This is a genomic window from Patescibacteria group bacterium (genome assembly GCA_028707065.1).
Lineage (GTDB): Bacteria > Patescibacteriota > Patescibacteriia > Patescibacteriales > WJLG01 > JAQTUZ01.
In genome coordinates this window covers 42,740-63,043 of sequence record JAQTUZ010000003.1, presented here as the reverse complement: position 1 = coordinate 63,043, position 20,304 = coordinate 42,740, and the positions used below count along the sequence as shown (strand labels likewise).

Below are 20,304 nucleotides of genomic sequence, written 5' to 3'. Positions count from 1 at the left end.
TGATATGAAGATTGTCATTACTGATAATTTGAAATTAGCCGAAGATCAGATAGGCAGGTTAAAGTCTCTCGGAGAAATTGATTTTTTGCAAGGAGAAGGAAGATCAAAGGAAGAACGCTTAAGAAAATTATCTGAAGCCGATATTATTTGCGCCGAGAGCGTGCCGATTGCGGACATTATCTATGATTTGAAGAATAAATTTATTTCACTGCCTTTTGTCGGCGTCGGTTGGCTTGATTTGAAAAAATTGGCACATAATAATGTTAAAGTGGCAAACGCGCCAGGCTGCAATAAATCGGCGGTTGCCGAGTGGATTGTCGGAATGATGATTATTCTTTCGCGCAAACTTTTGAAATATATCAATATTGAGGAAGTTGGCGAAAAAGATGTATTGGAACACATGCCTGGCTTGGCCGGAAAAAAAGTTGTTATCTTGGGCAAGGGTAATGTCGGCATCAGAGTCGGAAAAATCTGCGAAGTATTTGACATGGAAGTTTCGTATTTCAAGAGGGGCGGCGATCTTATCAATTTGATCAAGCAAGCTGATTTCGTGGTTAATTGTTTGGCGAATAATCCGGAGACAAAGAATTTGCTGGATAAAAAGTTTTTTGAATCTCTGAAAGAAGGTGCTTTCTTTGTCAGTATTACCGACACCGATATCTATAATGTTGACGCTTTGATTGGAGCAATTGACTCTGGCCGGCTGAAAGGCGCGGCTATTGACCCGGCAGGAGTAGGAATCTTTAACACGAAAAATGATATTTATTCAAAACTCCGGCAATCGCCAAAGATTATCGTAACTCCGCACATCGCTTTCCATACCGATATGACCTGCCGGACGGCTAATGATATCATGATCGACAACGTGGAAGCTTGGATCAAAAAGAAACCGATTAATTTAGTAAATTGATCGGCAAACCGAATATTTTTAATATATGGCGGAAAATAATAACATATCTTTTATTACTTGCCCCACTTGCCAAGGATCGGGCGTTAATGACAAGAATTTTTCTTGCCCTAATTGCGCCGGCTTAGGCGAAGGCCTTTTTTATCAGGGCAATTTTTTATATTGGGGGTTGCGGATCAACCGCGCGATGATTTTTTTGCGCCAAGTCCGGCGTTTTCTGGATTTATTGCTGGATCTAATGGCCCTGCTCTTGTTTATCGGCGGCTTAGGTTCGCTCGTTTTTTGGGTTTGGCAGAATCAGCAGGCTGATCTGGTCAATAAAATATTATATTTCTGGCGGGAAAAAAATATTTTTATTTTATTTTTTTGGATCGGGTTCCTGGGGCTGATGTTTCTGATCTATCGGGCCGATAAAGCACGCGATGACGAAGCCCGGATCAAAGAATTTAAATTAGTTGAGTTAAAAATTTATCCCAACAATTGGAATGAATTGCGCCATTATAAAAAACGGCTGGACGTTTCCCTGACCTTTCGCGATAAAACATTGGCGATCATCGAGGATGCTTATCAAGTAGCCCTGAGATTAAAAAATCCGGAACTTACTTCGTTGCATTTATTTTATGCCATGCTGGGTTCCGTAAAAATATCTATCCTGATGAGCCGTCTTAATGTCAGCGGGCATGATTTAGTGAAAAGATTGAGCAGCCAGCTCAAAACGCTGCCTCAAACGCTTAAAAAGGAAGCGGATCTGGTGATCTCTAACGAAGTTAAGGAAATTCTCATGCAAGGTTTTGTCGAGGCTTATGAATTCAAGGAAGACAACACCACGGTGCTGAATTTGCTCTTACCTTGTGTTGCCAGTAGTCCGACTCTCGAGGAAATTCTCTTGGATTTAAAAATCGATACCAATAAAATTAAAAATGCCATTGCCTGGTTTCGCATCAACGAACAGCAAGTGGCTAATTATAAATTATACCGGAAATTGGCGGTTTTCAAGCCTAAAACAGTGATGGATCGGGCGTATACCGCCGTAGCAACTCCAATCTTGAATAATTACGGCTACGACCTTACTTTAGCCGCCAAATGGGGAAGATTGCAGCTTTGCGTGGCCAGAGCCAAAGAAATCGCCGCGGTTTTTGATGCTTTCAAAACCGGATCAAATGGCGTTTTACTGACTGGCCCGAAAGGGGTGGGAAAAAAGACGATCATCGAGGGCATTGCCCGGGAAATGGTTACTGAAGAAAAAGTACCGGAGTTTATGCGCGATAAGCGGTTGATCGAACTGGATATCGCCCGGTTGGTTTCGGGAGCCACGGCCGCGGATGCCGAAGCCCGCTTGTTGGCGATCATCGACGAAATAAATCGCGCCGGCAACATTATTCTTTTTATCGATAATTTGGAAAATTTGATCGGCATCACCGCCGGAGCCGAAGGCAGTTTGGAACTTTCCGAAGTGCTGGCGACGCAATTGGAAAAAGGCTTTATCCGCTGTTTGGCCACGGCTGACGACCAAAATTATGTCCAGTTCGTGGAAAGAGCGGCGATCGGCCGGGTGATGACCCGCTTGAAAATTGCCGAGCCGGATAACGATCAGGCGATCCAGATTCTGGAGAGCAAGATCGGCTATTTGGAAGCGCGCAATAATATTTTCTTTTCCTACAACGCGATCGAAGCGGCTGTCGAGCTGGCCGGAAAATATATCCATGAAATATCTTTGCCGGAAAAGGCGATTCAAATTTTGGAAAAAACCGCCGTCAGAGTCGCCGGCGAACATAAGGGAAAAAAATATATTTGCGACAAGAACGATATTGCCCTGACCATTAATCAGCTCACGGAAATTCCCGTGCAGGATCTGGGCGGCGAGGAAAGCGCGAAATTATTGAATTTGGAAGAAGAGATCCATAAATATATGATCGACCAGAAGGAAGCAGTCGATATGGTGGCTAATAGCTTGCGCCGCGCCCGCACGGAAATGCGCGAAGGCAAGCGGCCGATCGCCAGTTTTCTTTTTATGGGGCCGACCGGCGTGGGAAAAACCGAATTGGCGAAAACTATCGCCCGGGTTTATTTTCATAAAAAAGATCTGCTGGTCAGATTGGATATGAGCGAATATCAGGAAGAGGCGAGCATCAAGAAAATGATCGGCGATACCGACGGTACTAAGGGTTATCTGACCGAAGCGGTCAGGCAAAAACCGTTTTCGCTTATTTTGCTGGATGAATTCGAGAAAGCCAATCCCAAAATTTTCAATCTGTTCTTGCAGGTGATGGACGACGGGCGCCTGACCGATGGCCAAGGCCAAACCATCGATTTCACCAGCAGCATTATCATCGCCACTTCCAATGCCGGTTCGCAATTCATCCAAGATGAAATGAATAAAGGCGCGCCGCTTGAGAATATCAAAAATTCTTTGATCAACGAGCAGTTAAGCCAAGTGATGCGGCCGGAATTGATCAATCGTTTCGACGGCATTATCGTCTTTAAGCCGCTCTCCGAAGATGATATCGTCGCTATCGCCCGTTTAATGCTCTCGGATGTGGCCGAAATGCTGAAAAGCAAGGGAATGGGATTGGAAATAAGCGATGGCGGATTATTGACGCTGGCTCATCTGGGCTTTGATCCTAAATTCGGCGCCCGTCCCTTGCGCCGCTTGATCCAAGATAAGATCGAAGACAATATTGCCAAAAAGATCCTGGGCAATGAATTGCAAAGAAGAGATACGGTGGTGATCAACGACAACGCCGATATTGAGATCATCAAGGGCAGAGTGTTATGATGTTTCTGTCATAAAAAGACAAAGGACGCGCATCTTTTTTAAAATTATTAAAAAAGAGTCGCGTCCTAAGATTGTTGCTCTGGTCATTGTTCCTCCAGGTTAAGTGCGCAAGCCGCCCAAAAGATTTTTTTGCAAAATTCGCAAAAATCTTTGGGCTTGTTCGGACAACACATTTTTGTTGCCTTCTTGAGCGGCGATTTCCTCGGCAACTTTAGCATAAACATCCAAAGCCGGCCGATGATTTTTCCGCTCCGGCGGACCTGAAGAAAAAATCAGAGCGCTTCGATACCGTCTGCCTGACCTGATCGATTTGATCTTTTGACTGTTCATAATTCACCTCCTTCTGACGGTAAACGGTTTGCGAAAGAACCCCCTGTATTTAAATTATAAATATATTTTAACCAAAGTCAATGGTGCCTTACCTTATTCCCGCCGTATTCGCCTTTGTTTTTTCTTTGATTTTTACCATTATAGCCGTTAGGTTAGCCATTAAATTAAGAGTCATCGACCGGCCTGATGGGCAAAGAAAATTTCACGAGAAACCAATCCCATTGCTTGGCGGTCTGGCGGTCTTTGCGGCATTTTTTTTAATCTTATTTTTATTTCACGATCGGCTGGTCTTGGGCATCCTGACCTATCGGCATTGGTGGTGGTTTTTTGGCGGCGCTTGTTGCTTGATGATCGGCGGATTTCTTGATGATAAATATAATTTAAAACCGAGCAAGCAAATTATTTGGCCGATCTTGGCGATCGCCTGCGTTCTTCTCGGCCAGATCGGTATCGGTAAAATCACTAATCCGCTGGGCGGTTTTTTATATTTCAGCGGGATCGCTTCCGTCTTGTTCACGGTTATTTGGTTATTGGCGATGATGTACGCCACCAAACTTTTGGACGGCGTGGATGGTTTAGTGACCGGACTTGGCGGCATCGGCGGTTTGATCATTTTTCTTTTTACCATCACGACTAAATATTTTCAGCCGGATATCGCTTTTGCGGCGCTTGTCTTTGCCGCCGCCTGTCTTGGTTTTCTGGTTTTTAACTGGTATCCGGCCAGGATTTTTTTAGGCGAAGGAGGCTCTCTGCTCATTGGCTATATTTTGGGAGTATTAGCCATTATTTCCGGAGGAAAAATCGCTATCGCCCTTTTGGTTTTAGGTTTGCCGCTTTTGGATTTTGTCTGGACGATCATCCGCCGCCTCGCTACCGGCAAAAATCCTTTCAAGACGGCTGATCGGGCGCATCTGCATTATCGGCTGCTTGATTTGGGAATCGGACAGCGCCAAACGGTTTTGATCTTTTATTGTTTTTCCCTGTTATTCGGTTTGGGCGCGCTTTTTTTGCAAAGCCTGGGTAAATTATTGGCGGTCGGAGTCCTGTTCGCGATCATGGTTTGTCTGATCATGGGCTTTGCTTGGGTGGAAAAGTCGAAATTTAAAAAAAATAATTGACTTTATCGATGAAAAAATATTTATTGATTTTTGTTTTGCTTTGTTGGCTGGCCGCTGTTTTGTCATTGCTTTGGTATCCGCTGATCTATCTGCCGACCGATTTTTCCCGCGTCACTTTTTATGACAAAGCGGCTCACTTGGTCTTTTTCGGGGTGATGGCTTATTTGGTTATGGCGGCGGTCATTGCCTGGGATAAATTTACTTTCCGCCAGGTCGCCTTTTTTTCTTTTGTTTTCGTTGCCTTGATCAATGTTCTTGGTGAATTCGTGCAAGCTTATATACCCGGCAGAATCCCTTCTTATCTGGATTTTTTGGCCGGCGTGGTCGGAGCTTCGCTCGCCATTCCCATCGCCTATATGATCCATCATTCGCCGCGGCAAAAACTTCTTTTGCACGTCTGTTGCGCGCCTTGCGCCTCGGCGGTGGCGGAAATCTTGTCGTCAGGCTTTAAATTGGAATTATATTTTTTTAATCCCAACATCCACCCGGAAAGAGAATATCGAAAACGCCTGGCCGAAGTTAAAAAATTGGCCAGGAATTTCGGGATAAAATTACGGATCGGAAATTACGATCATCAAGATTGGCTGGCGGCGATCAAAGGCCGTGAAGATCAACCCGAAGGCGGATCGAGATGCGAATTGTGTTTTGCCCATCGCTTGCGGGAGGCGGCGCAACTTGCCAGCCGGCAAAATATTCCTTATTACGCTACGACCTTGACGGTCAGCCCGCATAAAAATTCTTACCTCGTCAATAAAGCCGGCTTAGCCATTGCCGAAATAACCGGCCAAAAATTTCTGGATCAGGATTTTAAGGAAAATAACGGCTGGCAGCGCTCATTATTGCTTTCCCGAAAATTTAGATTTTATCGGCAGAAATATTGCGGCTGCGAATTTTCTGCACATAGCATAAAGCACGTAACACATAACACATAAATATAAAATTTACCGGATTTAGAAAGAGACAGAAAATATAAAATACCTTATTTTGCGATAATTTTATAAAATTAACATTGCAGTTGATTACCTGGCATGAGGCCGCGGCTTAATTGATTTTTATTAAAAAAATGGTATAATTGCATTGAGATAATTTTTTTATAAAAAGCAGCTTTTGCGCGCTTGTTATGTGTTGCGTGCTATGTGCTACGTGAATATATGACCCGCGAAAAATGGGAAGCGATCAAGGGAAAAGTCCTGGATGCGTTTGAGATAATCGATAAGGGCCAGGAGCATTTTGAGGAAGAAGGCGGCGTTGATGTTGATTTTGTGGAATTCGAGAGCCCGCTAGGGAAAACCAGGCTGGAATTTGTGGAAAAACCGATTGTTTTGGATAAAAAAACCATTTATTCCCACCGCGGCGGGTCAGATACGGGAGTGGAGTATCTTTATAGTCCGACGGAAAAGAGTTCTCGCCTCAAAGTTTATAAATGGGAAGAGAGCGATAGCGATTGGGTCGAAGTCAACGCGGAGAAATTTAGCATTCCGGAAACACTTTGATGATTATTATCAGCCGGTGAATTTTTAAAATCATGGTTTACCTTTTTGTCATTGCCACGCCATTGGTAAATTTTATTCTTTTTGAAGCCTTCTTTCTTAAGGCTAATTTGTTTTATCCGGCTTTGATCGCCTCCAATCTGCTGCTGCTGATTGCCGTGCGCCTGATCACCGGAAAAAAAATAATTAGCCAAGAGTTTTGGAATTTTTCAATTCTGCCGTTGCTTCTTTCCAGTTCTCTGGCCTTTTACTCGCTGTTCGCGGTCAATCAATACGTTATTCATTTTTTATACCTATTGAATTTCGGCCTTAGCTACTATTATTTAAAAAATATTTATCAAGGCGGGCAACGGGATTTCTTGGAAAATATTTCTTCTTACGGAAATCTGCTAACTGTCTTTTTTTCCTTCGCGGTCATTTATGCCCAGGAATCTTTCCTTGGTTGGCCGATCTGGCTGCTGATCTTATGTTCGGCAGCGCTGGTTATCTTGGTGATTTATCAAATTCTTTGGGCTAACGGGATTACGGCGAGAAACGCCTTGGCTTATGTTTTTCTCGCCGGACTTTTACTGGTTCAGTTGGCCTGGGCTATTTATTTTCTGCCTTTTAATTATAACACCCTGGGGTTGATCGCCACTGTTGCCTTCTATCTATTGAGCGGTTTTATCAAATTATCGTTAGCGGATAAATTAACCAGCCGCAGTATTAAATTATACTTAAGTTCGGGATCTATTTCATTGGTCTTGATCTTCTTAACGACAAAATGGGCATAACCCATCAATTTTTTTTCTGATCATATGAAAGAAATCAATTCTACATTGAAAAAAAAGCGAGGTAACCTTTTTTTATTAGGGGTCATTGTTTTGGCTATAATATTCGGCTGGGGTGGCGGAGCGGCCGCTTTGATCATTCTGCGGCCTTATTTAGGGCAAAATGTCAGCCCGACGACATTAACCAATCAAACCGATACTGCGGCCCAGGAGAGTTTGCGCCAGGCCAATTCAATCATTGAAAATGCCAAAAAAATCATTGCCGGCCAAGAAAATAAGATCAATGACACTATCAATTCCGGTCAAAACAGCCTGGTCGGCGTTTTTAAAAAAAACCAGATCACGGCCACCGGTTCGCCGCCAGCCGCGGGGAAAGCTTTTGCTATCGCCGATTATTATAAGCTGAGTGACGCGATCGGCGAAGGGATCGTAGTTACCAGCGACGGGTGGATTTTGACCTCGGATTTTACCAAAAATACTCCGGAAAGCTCAATCTTGAAAAACTTTGTTGTTATTACGAAAACAAAAGACATTTACAATATCGATAAGATCAGCCAAACCGGAATTGATTCATATATTTTTGTCCATCTGGCCAACGCCAAAAATTTACCGGTTAAAAGTTTCGTCAGCAAGATGGATCTGACGAACAGCCAATCGCTGGTAGCTTTGAATTGGCTGGGGGAGAGCTATTTGACTTCAATCGTTGATAAAGTAGCCAGCAACCAACCGGTTGCCGACAGTGATAACGGCTCGCAAGATATTATTTTTGCCAATAACTTGGGCGATTATTTCGACAATGCTTTTATTTTCAGCCTGGACGGCAAGGTGATCGGTTATTTTGACAAAATAAACGGGCCGGTCCCGCTTTATAATTTTCAACCTCTGATCAAAGGATTATTGCAAGGCAAGGAAAGCCAGCGCGCCTCGCTGGGCGTTAGTTATGTCAATTTGCGGGATTACGCCATTAAGGCCGCGGGTTACGATCAGGGCGCGCTGATCTATTCCGATAGCAAAACGCCGGCAATAAAAGCCGGCAGCGCGGCGGCAGTGGCCGGTTTGCAAGCCGGCGATATTATTATCTCGGTGGACAATACCAAGATCGATGCTTTGCATGATCTGGATAATATCCTGGAAAAATATTCAGCCCAGGATGAAATCAACCTGATCTATCGCCGTAACGGCGTGGAAAACTCGGTAATGGTAAAATTACAAGCGCTCAAATAAAATAGCACGGCGGGAAATAATCAATTAATATTGCCAGCTATGAAATTAAAAGTTATCAACGATATTCAACAAATTAAAGGCAAGACTGTTTTTTTGCGAGTGGATTTTAATGTGCCGCGGGTTAAGACCAAGATTAAAGATGAGACGAAAATTTTAGCCGCTTTGCCGACCATCCGTTTTTTATTGCGCTATCGCTGCCGGGTGATCTTGGCGACCCACCTGGGCGAACCCAGCCTTCGCACAGCTTCCGCCTCTGCCAAGGTTACGGCGGACAAGTCGGCGGGCAAGCCGGAAGGGAAAAAAATTCCCCAACTGTCTTGTAAATTTTTAGCTAAACGATTAAATCAAATTTTGGGCGGCAATCGCGTCAAATTCGTCGCGGCCGCGGTGGGCAAGGAAGCGGATCAGGCGATCAAAGCGCTTAAGCCCGGAAAAATAATCTTTCTGGAAAATCTGCGTTTTAACCGAGGCGAGGAAAAAAACGACCGGGCGTTTGCCCGGGAATTATCACGGTCGGCCGATATTTACGTCAATGAAGCCTTTTCGGTCTGTCATCGCGCCCACGCTTCGGTCAGCGCCATCCGGCGGTTCTTGCCGTCCTTTGCCGGCTTGCTTTTGGAAAAAGAAATTTTTAATTTGGACCAGATAAAAAAGCCCGTCAAACCCTTGATTATCCTGATGGGCGGAGCCAAGATCAAAACTAAAATCAAACTAATCAAGAATTTGCAGGATAAGGCGGCGAAAATATTGATCGGCGGGGCTTTGGCGAATAATTTCTTCAAAGCGATGGGGATGAACGTCGGCAGATCTTTAGTGGATAAGGAAAGCGTGGCGATCGCCCAGAAATTATTGAGCGATAAAAAGATCGTTTTGCCTTTGGACGTGGTGGTAAACCACCGCGGTTCCGCGCTGGTGAAGTTGATCGACGATATCGGCGCCAAAGACATTGTTTTTGATATCGGACCGCGGACGATCATGCTTTTTTCGACCTTGATCAAAAAAGCCAAAACCATCGTCTGGAACGGTCCGCTGGGCGCGTTTGAACAAAGACATTACCGCTACGGAACTATGGCCTTGGGAGAATTGATCGCGGCCCGATCCCGCGGCAAAACTTTTGGCGTGGTTGGCGGCGGTGAAACCCTGGAGGCTTTAAAGATGACCAAGATGGAAGGATATGTCGATTGGATTTCCACCGGCGGGGGAGCGATGCTCGCGTATTTGGGCGGAGAGAGGATGCCCGGGTTAGAATAAATTTTAAATTTTCAATTTTGCCTGCCCGCGGATGCGGGACGCGGCCAGGGAAATAATTTTTTAATTTATAAATTTTTAAAAATAAAAAACCCTTGCACGAAAGCACAAGGGCTATCAAGGATTTGCATGTTAAAAGGTTCTTTAAACTTCGTTATAAATTTTAGAACCATCTGGCATTAACCAATACCATTGATGTTGTTCGCCTTTTGTGGAAAAAATAACCTTTTTACCGGCACGCCTGGCATCGGTAACTTTTCTGGGGATCATTTGAGCGCCGCATTCTAAATCTTTAGCGTCAGATAGGGGGAAGATTTCCCCAGTATCGCCATCGTCGCTTTTTTTAGTCAGCGCGTTCACAAGAAGACCAAACGCAGAAACATTAGTACTTCTCTGATTCATTTTTATCCTCCTTGTAATATAGAGCAATGTGTTAAAATCTTATAGAGAGAGATTAGCATAAAAATATTTTTTTGTCAATGTTTGAATGCATTTTTTAAGAATTTAAACATTTGAAAATTATTTGAAAATTTAAAATTGTAAATTGTAAATTTAATCTTTATGCCTAAAATAAAAGAAATAAAAGCTCGGGAAATTCTGGATAGCCGGGGCAATCCGACCGTGGAAACAAAGATTATTTTAGATGACGGGACGGTCGGCAAAGCGAGCGTGCCGTCCGGCGCTTCGACCGGAATTCACGAAGCGCACGAATTGCGCGATGGCGACAAGAAAAGATACGGCGGCTTGGGCGTGTTAACGGCGGTTAAAAACGTCAATGAGATAATCGCCCCTGAATTAGTCGGAGCGGATATCATCAAGCAGTCGGAAATCGATGAAAAAATGATCAAGCTTGACGGCACTGATAATAAAAAGAATTTGGGCGCCAATGCCATTCTTTCCGTCTCCTTGGCCGCCGCCCGAACCGGCGCGCTATCAAGAAAACAGGAATTATTCGAGTATTTGAGAGAGATCTACGGCTTCCAAAATAAATTTTCTCTGCCCACGCCGTCTTTTAATATTTTTAACGGCGGCAAGCACGCGGATACTAATTTGGATTTTCAGGAATTTATGATCTTGCCGCTCGCCAAAATTTCCTTTCGCGAAAAGGTCAGAATGGGAGCGGAAATTTTTCATGAGCTGGGGAATGTTCTTAAAAAGGGAGGTTTTGATACCGATGTCGGCGCCGAAGGAGGTTATGCTCCCGATATCGTTTCCTCGGTGCAGGCGATCGAATTCATCGTTACCGCCGTCATCAATGCCGGATATAAGCCCGGGGTTGATATCGGATTGGGCATCGATGTCGGCTCTTCGGAGCTTTATAACGAGGAAAGCGGAAAATATGTTTTTAAATTGGACAATGCTTTCTATGCCAGCGAGAACTTAATCGGTTTATACGAGGAATGGCTGCATGAATTTCCCCTCATTTCCATCGAAGACGGTTTGGGCGAAGATGATTGGCCGGGTTGGAAAAAATTAACCGCGGAATTGGGCGACAAGATAATGCTGATCGGCGATGATTTATTCTCCACAAATATCAATCGCTTCCGCAAAGGGCTGAAAGAAAAAGCCGCCAACGCCATCTTGATCAAGCCGAATCAAGTCGGCACCTTAAGCGAGACCATGGAATGCGTCAAATTGGCCCAAAAATATAATTATAAAATAATGGTATCGCACCGCTCCGGCGAAACCAACGATGATTTTATTGCCGATCTGGCGGTGGCGGCGGGAGCGAATTTTATCAAGGCCGGTTCGCTCTCGCGGGGAGAACGGCTGGCCAAATATAATCGTCTAATGGAAATTGAAGCAATTATCCAATGAATGGTATCAACCGCAGAGCAAACCCTGCGCCCATCTTTTTTAAAAGGTATCCTCGCCGCAAGCGGACGGGGTATTTATCATCGCTCGCTCGGAAATAATCTCCGCGCGGCGCGGGATTATTTCGCTCGCTTCGCTTGATAACCAATCTTATCATCGCTCGCTCGGAAATAATCTCCGCGCGGCGCGGGATTATTTCGCTCGCTTCGCTTGATAATAAAAATAATTATGGTAAAAAAATCAAAAAAATCAGGCAAAAAAAAGATTCAGGATAAAAGGTGGGGCGGCTTGCCGATGATTTTAGTGATCCTGGATGGATGGGGAATTGCCAAGTCTAGCCGCGGCAATGCTATCTATCTGGCTAAAACACCAGCCTTGAATTACCTAAGCAGGACTTATCCGTATACCAAGCTGCACGCGCACGGCCATTATGTGGGTTTGCCGCCGCATCAAGTCGGCAATAGCGAAGCCGGCCATATGAATATCGGAGCGGGAAGAGTGGTAGAGCAAGACGCGGTAAAAATCAATCGCAGCATCAGGGATGGCACTTTTTTTAAGAACTCGGCTTTTAAGGAAGCTTGCCGAAACGCCATAAAAAAACGATCCAAGCTGCATTTAATGGGCATGCTTTCCAATGGCATGAGTCCGCATAGCGACTTAAGCCATCTCGAGGCGCTGATCAGGCTCGCCCGAGAAAACAAAGTAAAGAAAGTTTATTTGCATTTATTCACCGATGGCCGCGATTCGCCCCAGCACGAAGCCTTGCGCATCGTGGAAAATTTAAAAAAGAACGTCAAAAATCATGTTAAAATCGCCACTTTGATAGGCAGATTTTACGCGATGGACAGAAAAAAAGAGTGGAGCCGCACCCAAGCTGCTTATAATTGCATGGTTTTGGGCAAAGGTTTGAACGCGCCAGACGCGGAAAAAGCGATCATTGAAAGCTACAATCGCAACGAAACTGATGAATTTATCAAACCCTATGTCATTAACCGCCAAGGCTTGATCGGCGACAATGACTCGGTGATTTTTTTCAATTTGCGCTCTGACCGCGCCCGCCAATTAGCCAAAGTTTTCGTGCAAAAGAATTTTGCCAAAAGAAACAAAGGATCTTTTATCAGAAAGAAGAATTTGGAAAACTTGCTGTTCGTGACCATGACCGATTTCGGTCCGGATTTGGACAACATTCTTTCGGCTTACCCCAGTGTTGATATTTGCAGCACCTTGCCTATTATTTTAAGCGATATTTCCCAGCTTTATATCGCCGAATCGGAAAAATTCGCCCATGTCACTTACTTTTTCAATGGCGGTTATGCCGGCATGATCAATGGCGAAGACCATTTTATGATCCCTTCGCCCTCGGTTTCGTCTTATGATAAAACCCCGCAGATGAGATCGATCGAACTGACGAGAAAAATTTTGCTCAATTTGTCGCGGAGAAAATATGATTTTACCGTGTTGAATTTTGCCGCTTCGGACATGGTGGCCCATACCGGCAACCTAAAAGCGGCCGTTAAGTGCTGCGAAATATTGGATAAGTGCGTTAAAAAAATTTCCGATGCTTACTTGAAAAAACACGGCACGGTAATCATTACCGCCGATCACGGCAATATCGAAGAAATGATCAATTTGAAAACCGGAGAGGTTGATACGGAACATTCAATCTATCCGGTGCCGTTTATTCTGGTGAATAATAAACTTAAAGCTAAAAAATTAAAAACCAGGGGTTCGCTTTGCGATATTTCACCGACCATCTTGGATATTATCAACAAGAAAAAACCCTCCATCATGAGCGGCACCAGCTTATTAATTTAAATAATCTCCCCGATCATGAACGGAAAAAATGAAAATTTAGGACCGGTGGTATTGTTGGTTCTGGACGGCTGGGGGATCGCCGCCGGAAGCGACGGCAACGCGGTTTCACGGGCCAAAACGCCGAATTTCCGAGAACTGATCGTGAAATATCCGGCCACTATTTTAAACTCTTCCCGGCCGGGAATTATTCGCAAAAAAACCAAGATCGCTGATAACTACCTGGCCCTGGGCACGGGAAAACAAAAATTATCCCAGGCCAACTTGAGTCTTTTCGGCTATCTTGATCGGGCTGGATTAGACTGGACAGTGATCACTGAACCGGAAAAAATGGCCTATGGCCTTTTTTTTATCAATAATAAGCGAAAGGTGAAGGAGGAAAATTTTCAGATCATTTCCAGCGGCCCTACCGATGATTATTCCGAAACGCCGGCCATGGCCGCTGAATTATTGGCCGCTGAATTGCTTAAAAAAATTAAGAGCCGGAAATTTGATTTTATCTTGGCGATCATGGCTAATCTTGACCTGGTGGCGCATCGGGGAAATTTTTCCGCTACGGTCGAGGCCGCCCAAGTCATGGATCGCGCCTTAAACGGCATAGTTAAAACCGTTTTGGATAATTCCGGAGTGTTATTGATCAGCTCCACTCACGGTAATGCCGAGGAAGCGATCGAAATGAAAACCGAATTGAAAAATAAAAAAGACACGGTCAATCCCGTGCCGTTCATTATTGTCGGCAAGCAATTTGAAGGCAAATCCTTTGGCTTTATGGAAGCGCCGGGCGGCGATTTGGCCTTGGTCGCTCCGGCCGGGAGCCTGCTGGATGTAACGCCGACGATTTTAAAAATCATGAACTTACCGCTTCCCGATGATTTGGATGGCAAAGCGTTAATCTAATATTACCAGACAATAAAAATAACGGCCTATGGCCGCTTTTTTATTTATACTCTACGAACTACGAATAATTACGAATATACGAATTCTAAAATTCATGGATTAATTCGTTGATTCGTATATTCGTAAAGATTCGTAGTTCGTATAGATTTACAACCAGAATCCGATCAGGCTGACCGCCAAGCCGATCAGGGCGCCGATAGCCGCTTGCGCCGGCGTATGGCCGATCTTTTCCAAGAGATGCGGATAATTCTGGTCTAAGGGCTGGTCCGGCTCTTCTTTTAAGTCTTTTACCAATTCATTAAGCATCCGTCCGTGCTCGCCCAGATAACGCCGGATTCCGACCGCGTCCCTGATGACGATAACGGCAAAAATCAAACTAATGGCGAAGAGAGGGGATTGCCAGCCGTCCTTCAAAAAGACGATTGTCGCCAAAGAGACGATGAGCGCGCTATGGCCCGAAGGCATGCCGGAATAAGCGGTAATGCTTTTCCAGGACGCTTTTTCGTGATTGGACTTGATGAAAAATTTCGCCGTCTGGGCGATAATCGCGGCAATCAGCGGCAAGAGCAAATATTGCATAAAGGTTATATAAATTTAAATTTATCGCTATATTTTATATTTAAATCCGAAGCACAAAATCCGAAATCCAAAATAAATTTAAAATTCAAATGACCAAAACTCGAATTTTTTTAATTTTGGATTTTTAATTTCGTGCTTGTTTTGGATTTTGAGCTTAGAATTTTGGAATTTTCTCTAAATATCGAGGTTCTTCACTTTCTTGGCGTGCGTCTGGATAAAATGTTTGCGCGGCGCCACGTCGTCGCCCATCAGCATATCGAAAATTTCGTCCGCGGCTTCGGCATCATCAAGCGAGACTTGTTTGAGGATGCGCCGGGCCGGGTCCATAGTCGTTTCCCAAAGCTGTTCCGGATTCATTTCACCCAAACCCTTATATCTCTGGATGCGCAAATTCGCTGCTTTTTTTGCATTGTCCGCCGTAGCTTCGCCCGGCGAAGCAGAGGCGGAATCCTCGGTTTCATCCGCACCCTCCATGATTTCTTCGATCTCCTCGACTTTGCCGCCCAATTTTTTAATAATATTTATTTTTTCCTCATCCGAATAAGCATATTCGATCTGCGCGCCCTTTTTAACCTGATACAATGGCGGCTGGGCGATATAAAGATGGCCGTTGGTAACCAACGGTTCGAAATGGCGATAGAATAAAGTCAAAAGCAAGGTCCGGATATGAGCGCCATCGACATCAGCATCGGTCATGATAATGATGCGATGATAGCGCAATTTGGTTAAGTCGAATTGCTCGTCAATATTTGTGCCGAGTGCGATGACCAAGTTTTTAATTTCATTGTTAGCAAGCATTTTGTCCAAGCGGGCGCGTTCAACATTCAAGATCTTGCCGCGCAAAGGGAGAATGGCCTGGAAACGCCGATCACGGCCTTGTTTGGCCGAGCCGCCGGCCGAGTCGCCCTCGACAATATATAATTCGCATTCTTCCGGGCTGTTGCTGGAGCAATCGGCTAATTTTCCCGGCAAGGTCATACCCTCCAGAGCGCCTTTACGCAGAATGGAAGCGCGGGCCGTACGGGCGGCCAGGCGAGCCATGGCCGACAAAACGCATTTGCCGATGATCGCTTCAGCGTCTTTAGGATGCTCTTCAAGAAAATCCGCAAAGGCCGTGCCAAAAACTTGTTCCACAGCGGTCTTAATCTCGGCGTTGCCCAATTTCGCTTTGGTTTGTCCTTCGAATTGCGGATCCTTCAATTTAACGCTGATGATTGCGGTCAAACCTTCCCGGACATCGTCGCCGGTAAGATTCTCATCTTTTTCTTTGATTAAATTGTGATTGCGGGCATAAGCGTTAAGCGTTCTGGTCAAGGCAGTCTTAAAACCGATGACGTGCGTGCCGCCTTCGGGGTTATGGACATTATTGGCGAAAGGTAAAACCAATTCATTAAATTCATCATTGTATTGTAAAGCGATTTCCACTCGGGAACCTTCAATTTCCTTGTCTACGTAAAAAATATTTTCATGCTTAACGGTATTATTTCGGTTTAGGGCCTTGATATAAGCAAGCACTCCGCCTTCAAAATGAAATTTATATTTTTTTTCCTGTCCTTTAACGCGTTTATCGTTGACTTCAAAAGTAATGCCTTTGGTCAAATAAGCTTGTTGGCGCAACCGAGTAAGCACTTTTTCCCAATCAAATTCCAATTCGGTAAAGATCGTCGCGTCCGGTTTAAAAATGATGATGGTACCGGTACCGACCGCTTTGCCGACTGGCTTGGCCGCCGCCTTTGGCTTGCCCATGCGATATTCCTGGACCCAGGCTTTACCGTCGACGTGAACTTCCGCTTTCATGTATTCGCTCAAGGCATTAACCACGGAGACGCCGACGCCATGCAAACCAGTGGAAACTTTATAGCCGCTGTCGCCGAATTTTCCGCCCGCGTGCAATTTAGTTAACACCGTTTCCAAAGCCGAAACGCCGGTGGCTTTATGTTTTCCCACCGGAATGCCGCGCCCGTTATCGATAACTTCTACCATGCCGTCAGACAAAAGAGAGACGGTGATATAGTTGGCAAATCCCGCCATCGCTTCATCGATACTGTTGTCGACTACTTCCCAGATCAAATGATGCAAGCCGGCCGCCGAAGTCGATCCGATATACATTCCCGGCCGTTTTCTGACCGGTTCCAAGCCCTCCAAAACCGTGATGGAGCTCGCGTCATAAGTCGATTCTTTTTTCTTCTTTTCCAGTTCTTTATTGGTCATATTTGGTTAATTGGTTGATTGGGGAAAAGTTGATTAAATAAAATTAATTTGGCTAGTCATCCAGTCGAATTAATCACTTAATATTAGCCCCATAAACAACACTCAAGCTACTTGATTTATTAACACAGGTTTATTGCTTTGTCTGCTATAATTATAGCAAAAAAAGAACCGATAAGCAAGAATTTTAGGCGCTAAAAAATGATGATAAAACCTTTACAAAATCGTTAAAAAATTGTGACGTAAAAATGGACAAAACCGGCCATCGCGTTTATAATTTTCCATGGATGTGTTAAAATTAAGAACATAAACATATTTTATGGCTGACAAACAAAAACTCGACGCCAATAAAAAAACCGGCGTTAATTTGAACCGCTACGAAACCGACGTCACGGGCGTATCGATGAAAACCCTGGAAGCCGGTTTGTGGTGGACAAAAAATCGCGGGATTTTAAAAAATATCCTGATTATTTTTTTATTATCGGTTTCAATTTTGAGCTGGGGCTATACTCTTTACGGTTATGGTTATTATCTCCTAGTGGGAATGAATGCCGACGAGCAAATGGTTAAAAATTTAGCGCAATCAACGATGGTCGGCCAAGCTTATCTTGATCAGCTCAAGGCGAAAAATTTAATTTTATCTCCGGTCGGATATCTCGCCCTTGACGGCAAATATGATCTTTATCTTCAAGCTACCAACCCTAACGCGCGGTGGTGGGCGGCCTTTGATTATTGTTTCACCAGATCGGCCGGCGAAAAAATCTGCGGAAAAGACTTCCTTCTCCCCGGCGAAAAAAAATATATTTTATCTTTAAATCAATCCTTTAATGCCAGCCCCAACGACTTAAAGTTTGCTTTAACCGATATTGTTTGGCAAAAAATCAATAATCACGTGATCAGCAATTGGCCTCAATATCAGGCGGATCACCTTAATATTGCCGTGGAAGACCAGCTTTTTACTCCGGCTAAAAGCAACGCGGTATCGGAAAAAATCGCCCTCAACACTTTAACTTTCAAGCTGGCCAATAATAGCGCTTATAGTTTTTATGAAGTTCCTTTGACGATAATTTTGACCAGCGGCAATCGAATCGTTTATCTTGATCGATACACGATCAGCAATTTTATTTCCCGGGAAAAACGCCGGGCGGAAATAACCTGGCCAGGGACGATCAGCGACGTTACCGGCATCAATATCACGCCGGATTTGAATATTTTAGATCAAGGAGCCTATCGGCAACCGCAATGAACAAGCTGATCATCTATTTAAAAAATTTCGACTGGGTCCTTTTTTTTGCCGTGGTCTTGCTGGTTTGCTTCGGCTTGGTCGAAATTTACAGCATCGCTTTAGGGCGGGGGACGGCTGACTTGTTGAACTTCAAAAAACAAATATTGTTCGTCATTTTAGGCATTTTTTTCCTGTTCGGTTTCTCCTTTTTGGATTTTAATTATTTAAAATTATCCATCAAGTATTTATATGTTCTGGCTGTCGCCTTTTTGGGCGCTGTTTTATTGTTTGGTAAAACGATCAACGGCACCAAGGGCTGGTTTGATATCATGGGATTGAGCCTGCAGCCGGTAGAATTTGTTAAAATAATTTTAATTATTCTGCTGGCGTATTTTTTTTCTTCGCGGGCGATCAAGATCAGATCAACGAAACAGCTGATCATCTCCGGTTTATTGCTTTTGCCTTTGGCGTTTTTAACCTTTATCCAGCCGGATTTCGGTTCGACGATGATTTTATTTTTAATCTGGCTGATGATGCTGGCGATCGCCGGATTCAATAAAAAATTTTTTATTATTTTGCTGATTATCATCTTATTGGGAGGCGCCAGTCTTTGGTTTTTTTCTTTTAAGGATTATCAAAAACAGCGAATTTTAACTTTTATCAATCCGCATTCCGATAGCCTGAATCGCGGTTATAACGCCTCGCAGGCGATGATCGCGGTCGGTTCAGGAGGCTTGATCGGCCGCGGGGTGGGTTTTGGCTCCCAATCGCAATTGAAGTTTCTTCCCGAAGCCCAAACTGACTTTATTTTCGCGGTTATTTGCGAAGAACTGGGGTTTTTGGGAGTGGGGCTGATTTTCCTGTTTTTTGGCATAATTTTTTATCGCTGTCTCTCGGTCGCCCGTAAAATCAACAATGATTTCGGCATTTTTATTATCTTGTGCGGGGTGGGCTTGATTTTTCTGGAAATGTTCGTTAATATTAGTATGAATATCGGCATTATGCCGATCGTGGGGATCGCTTTGCCATTTTTGAGCTACGGCGGCAGCTCTATTATTTCCAGCCTGATCATGATCGGGATAATTGAAAATATCATTATAAAATCTAAAATAAATTATTAGCTAATTAGTCTGTTTGGTTATCGCCAACGGTTAACTAGAAACAAATTAAATATGGACGGTCTGAAGTTAATAGCGCAAAAAAGAGACAAAAAAGAAAACGTTAAAGAAATGATTAAGTCCGGATTTATTCCGGCGGTTGTTTATGGCCCGCATCTTAAAACCAACAAGCTGATCAAGGCCTCGGTTAATGATCTGCGCAAACTCGTCGCCGCCGCCGGCGAATCGACCCTGATCGATCTGATCGTGGCGGGCAAAGCGGAGGGAAAGGTTTTAATCAAAGAGGAGCAGCGCGATCCGGTCAAGGATACTTTGATCCACGTTGATTTTTATGAAGTCGATATGAGCAAAGAGATCCATGCCGAAATTCCGCTGCACTTTATCGGCGAGTCCAAGGCGGTCAAAGAATTATCCGGCGTATTGATCAGAAGCATTAACGAAATCGAAGTCAGATGCTTGCCGTCAGACTTGGTCAATCATCTTGACGTGGACATTTCACCGCTTAATACTTTTGATGATGTCATTAAAATTCACGACTTGAAATTACCCAAAGGAATCAAGTTGCTCCGTGAAACCGATGATGTGGTGGCGACCGTTGCCGAACCGAAAGCGGAAGAAGTGTTTGAAACCGCTCCGGCCGAAAGCGCGGAAGTCGCGGCAGTGGAAACCGGCGTCGCCGGCGAAGAAGCCGCGGTTGAGGGCGAAGCAAAAACCGAAACCAAGCCCGAAGCTAAAACGGAAGGCAAAAAATAATCATCTTCTTTACTTTGGCATTATTTTAAAGAAA

18 protein-coding genes are annotated in these 20,304 nt (G+C 44.3%); 14 read left to right on the top strand and 4 right to left on the bottom strand.

Features of this window, described 5'->3' with window-relative positions:
* The first annotated feature begins 4 nt into the window (after positions 1-4).
* Together PHE24_01920 and PHE24_01915 are read left to right on the top strand one after the other, a co-directional pair.
* Entirely contained in the window at positions 5-910 is a 906-nt protein-coding gene (locus tag PHE24_01920) for an NAD(P)-dependent oxidoreductase (GenBank protein ID MDD4901871.1), read from the top strand.
* Between the two features lie 25 nt (positions 911-935).
* Positions 936-3,683: an ATP-dependent Clp protease ATP-binding subunit gene (locus PHE24_01915; protein MDD4901870.1), complete on the top strand. Its 2,748-nt coding sequence runs from the start codon at positions 936-938 to the stop codon at positions 3,681-3,683.
* 99 nt (positions 3,684-3,782) lie between these two features.
* On the opposite strand, the gene PHE24_01910 is transcribed toward PHE24_01915, so the two are convergent.
* Positions 3,783-4,013: a hypothetical protein gene (locus PHE24_01910; GenBank protein ID MDD4901869.1), complete on the bottom strand. Its 231-nt coding sequence runs from the start codon at positions 4,011-4,013 to the stop codon at positions 3,783-3,785.
* Between the two features lie 80 nt (positions 4,014-4,093).
* Between PHE24_01910 and PHE24_01905 the strand changes: the two genes are divergently transcribed.
* The 6 genes from PHE24_01905 to PHE24_01880 all read left to right on the top strand — a co-directional run bounded on the left by PHE24_01905 (position 4,094) and on the right by PHE24_01880 (position 9,866).
* Positions 4,094-5,131 (top strand): MraY family glycosyltransferase, encoded by a 1,038-nt coding sequence (locus tag PHE24_01905; GenBank protein ID MDD4901868.1) that lies wholly within the window; start codon positions 4,094-4,096, stop codon positions 5,129-5,131.
* Between the two features lie 8 nt (positions 5,132-5,139).
* Complete coding sequence (locus PHE24_01900; GenBank protein ID MDD4901867.1) at positions 5,140-6,063, top strand: epoxyqueuosine reductase QueH; 924 nt, start codon at positions 5,140-5,142, stop codon at positions 6,061-6,063.
* A 204-nt stretch (positions 6,064-6,267) separates the two neighbouring features.
* Complete coding sequence (locus PHE24_01895; protein ID MDD4901866.1) at positions 6,268-6,624, top strand: hypothetical protein; 357 nt, start codon at positions 6,268-6,270, stop codon at positions 6,622-6,624.
* 32 nt (positions 6,625-6,656) lie between these two features.
* Entirely contained in the window at positions 6,657-7,394 is a 738-nt protein-coding gene (locus PHE24_01890; protein ID MDD4901865.1) for a hypothetical protein, read from the top strand.
* Positions 7,395-7,418: 24 nt separating this feature from the next.
* Positions 7,419-8,615, top strand: coding sequence for a PDZ domain-containing protein (locus PHE24_01885; GenBank protein MDD4901864.1), 1,197 nt, complete (start codon positions 7,419-7,421; stop codon positions 8,613-8,615).
* Between the two features lie 39 nt (positions 8,616-8,654).
* On the top strand, positions 8,655-9,866 hold the full coding sequence (locus tag PHE24_01880; protein ID MDD4901863.1) for a phosphoglycerate kinase: 1,212 nt from the start codon (positions 8,655-8,657) through the stop codon (positions 9,864-9,866).
* 141 nt (positions 9,867-10,007) lie between these two features.
* Here the strand turns inward: PHE24_01880 and PHE24_01875 are convergent, their stop codons facing one another.
* Positions 10,008-10,265, bottom strand: coding sequence for a hypothetical protein (locus PHE24_01875; GenBank protein MDD4901862.1), 258 nt, complete (start codon positions 10,263-10,265; stop codon positions 10,008-10,010).
* Positions 10,266-10,424: 159 nt separating this feature from the next.
* Between PHE24_01875 and eno the strand changes: the two genes are divergently transcribed.
* The 3 genes from eno to PHE24_01860 all read left to right on the top strand — a co-directional run bounded on the left by eno (position 10,425) and on the right by PHE24_01860 (position 14,387).
* Positions 10,425-11,681, top strand: coding sequence for a phosphopyruvate hydratase (eno, locus tag PHE24_01870; GenBank protein MDD4901861.1), 1,257 nt, complete (start codon positions 10,425-10,427; stop codon positions 11,679-11,681).
* Between the two features lie 225 nt (positions 11,682-11,906).
* On the top strand, positions 11,907-13,493 hold the full coding sequence (gpmI, locus tag PHE24_01865; GenBank protein ID MDD4901860.1) for a 2,3-bisphosphoglycerate-independent phosphoglycerate mutase: 1,587 nt from the start codon (positions 11,907-11,909) through the stop codon (positions 13,491-13,493).
* Positions 13,494-13,508: 15 nt separating this feature from the next.
* The gene (locus PHE24_01860) at positions 13,509-14,387 is read left to right on the top strand and encodes a hypothetical protein (protein ID MDD4901859.1); all 879 of its coding nucleotides are present in this window, start codon (positions 13,509-13,511) and stop codon (positions 14,385-14,387) included.
* 147 nt (positions 14,388-14,534) lie between these two features.
* On the opposite strand, the gene PHE24_01855 is transcribed toward PHE24_01860, so the two are convergent.
* Positions 14,535-14,966, bottom strand: a complete 432-nt coding sequence (locus tag PHE24_01855; GenBank protein ID MDD4901858.1) for a divergent PAP2 family protein — start codon at positions 14,964-14,966, stop codon at positions 14,535-14,537.
* A 174-nt stretch (positions 14,967-15,140) separates the two neighbouring features.
* The gene (gene gyrB, locus PHE24_01850) at positions 15,141-17,177 is read right to left on the bottom strand and encodes a DNA topoisomerase (ATP-hydrolyzing) subunit B (protein MDD4901857.1); all 2,037 of its coding nucleotides are present in this window, start codon (positions 17,175-17,177) and stop codon (positions 15,141-15,143) included.
* A gap of 316 nt (positions 17,178-17,493) precedes the next feature.
* Here gyrB and PHE24_01845 point away from each other — a divergent pair, with 316 nt between their 5' ends.
* The 3 genes from PHE24_01845 to PHE24_01835 are packed head-to-tail and all read left to right on the top strand — an operon-like array spanning position 17,494 to position 20,270.
* Entirely contained in the window at positions 17,494-18,420 is a 927-nt protein-coding gene (locus tag PHE24_01845) for a hypothetical protein (GenBank protein ID MDD4901856.1), read from the top strand.
* The gene (locus PHE24_01840) at positions 18,417-19,520 is read left to right on the top strand and encodes an FtsW/RodA/SpoVE family cell cycle protein (GenBank protein ID MDD4901855.1); all 1,104 of its coding nucleotides are present in this window, start codon (positions 18,417-18,419) and stop codon (positions 19,518-19,520) included. Before PHE24_01845 ends, PHE24_01840 begins: the two co-directional genes overlap by 4 nt.
* Before the next feature lie 51 nt (positions 19,521-19,571).
* Entirely contained in the window at positions 19,572-20,270 is a 699-nt protein-coding gene (locus PHE24_01835; protein MDD4901854.1) for a 50S ribosomal protein L25, read from the top strand.
* Positions 20,271-20,304: the final 34 nt, after the last annotated feature.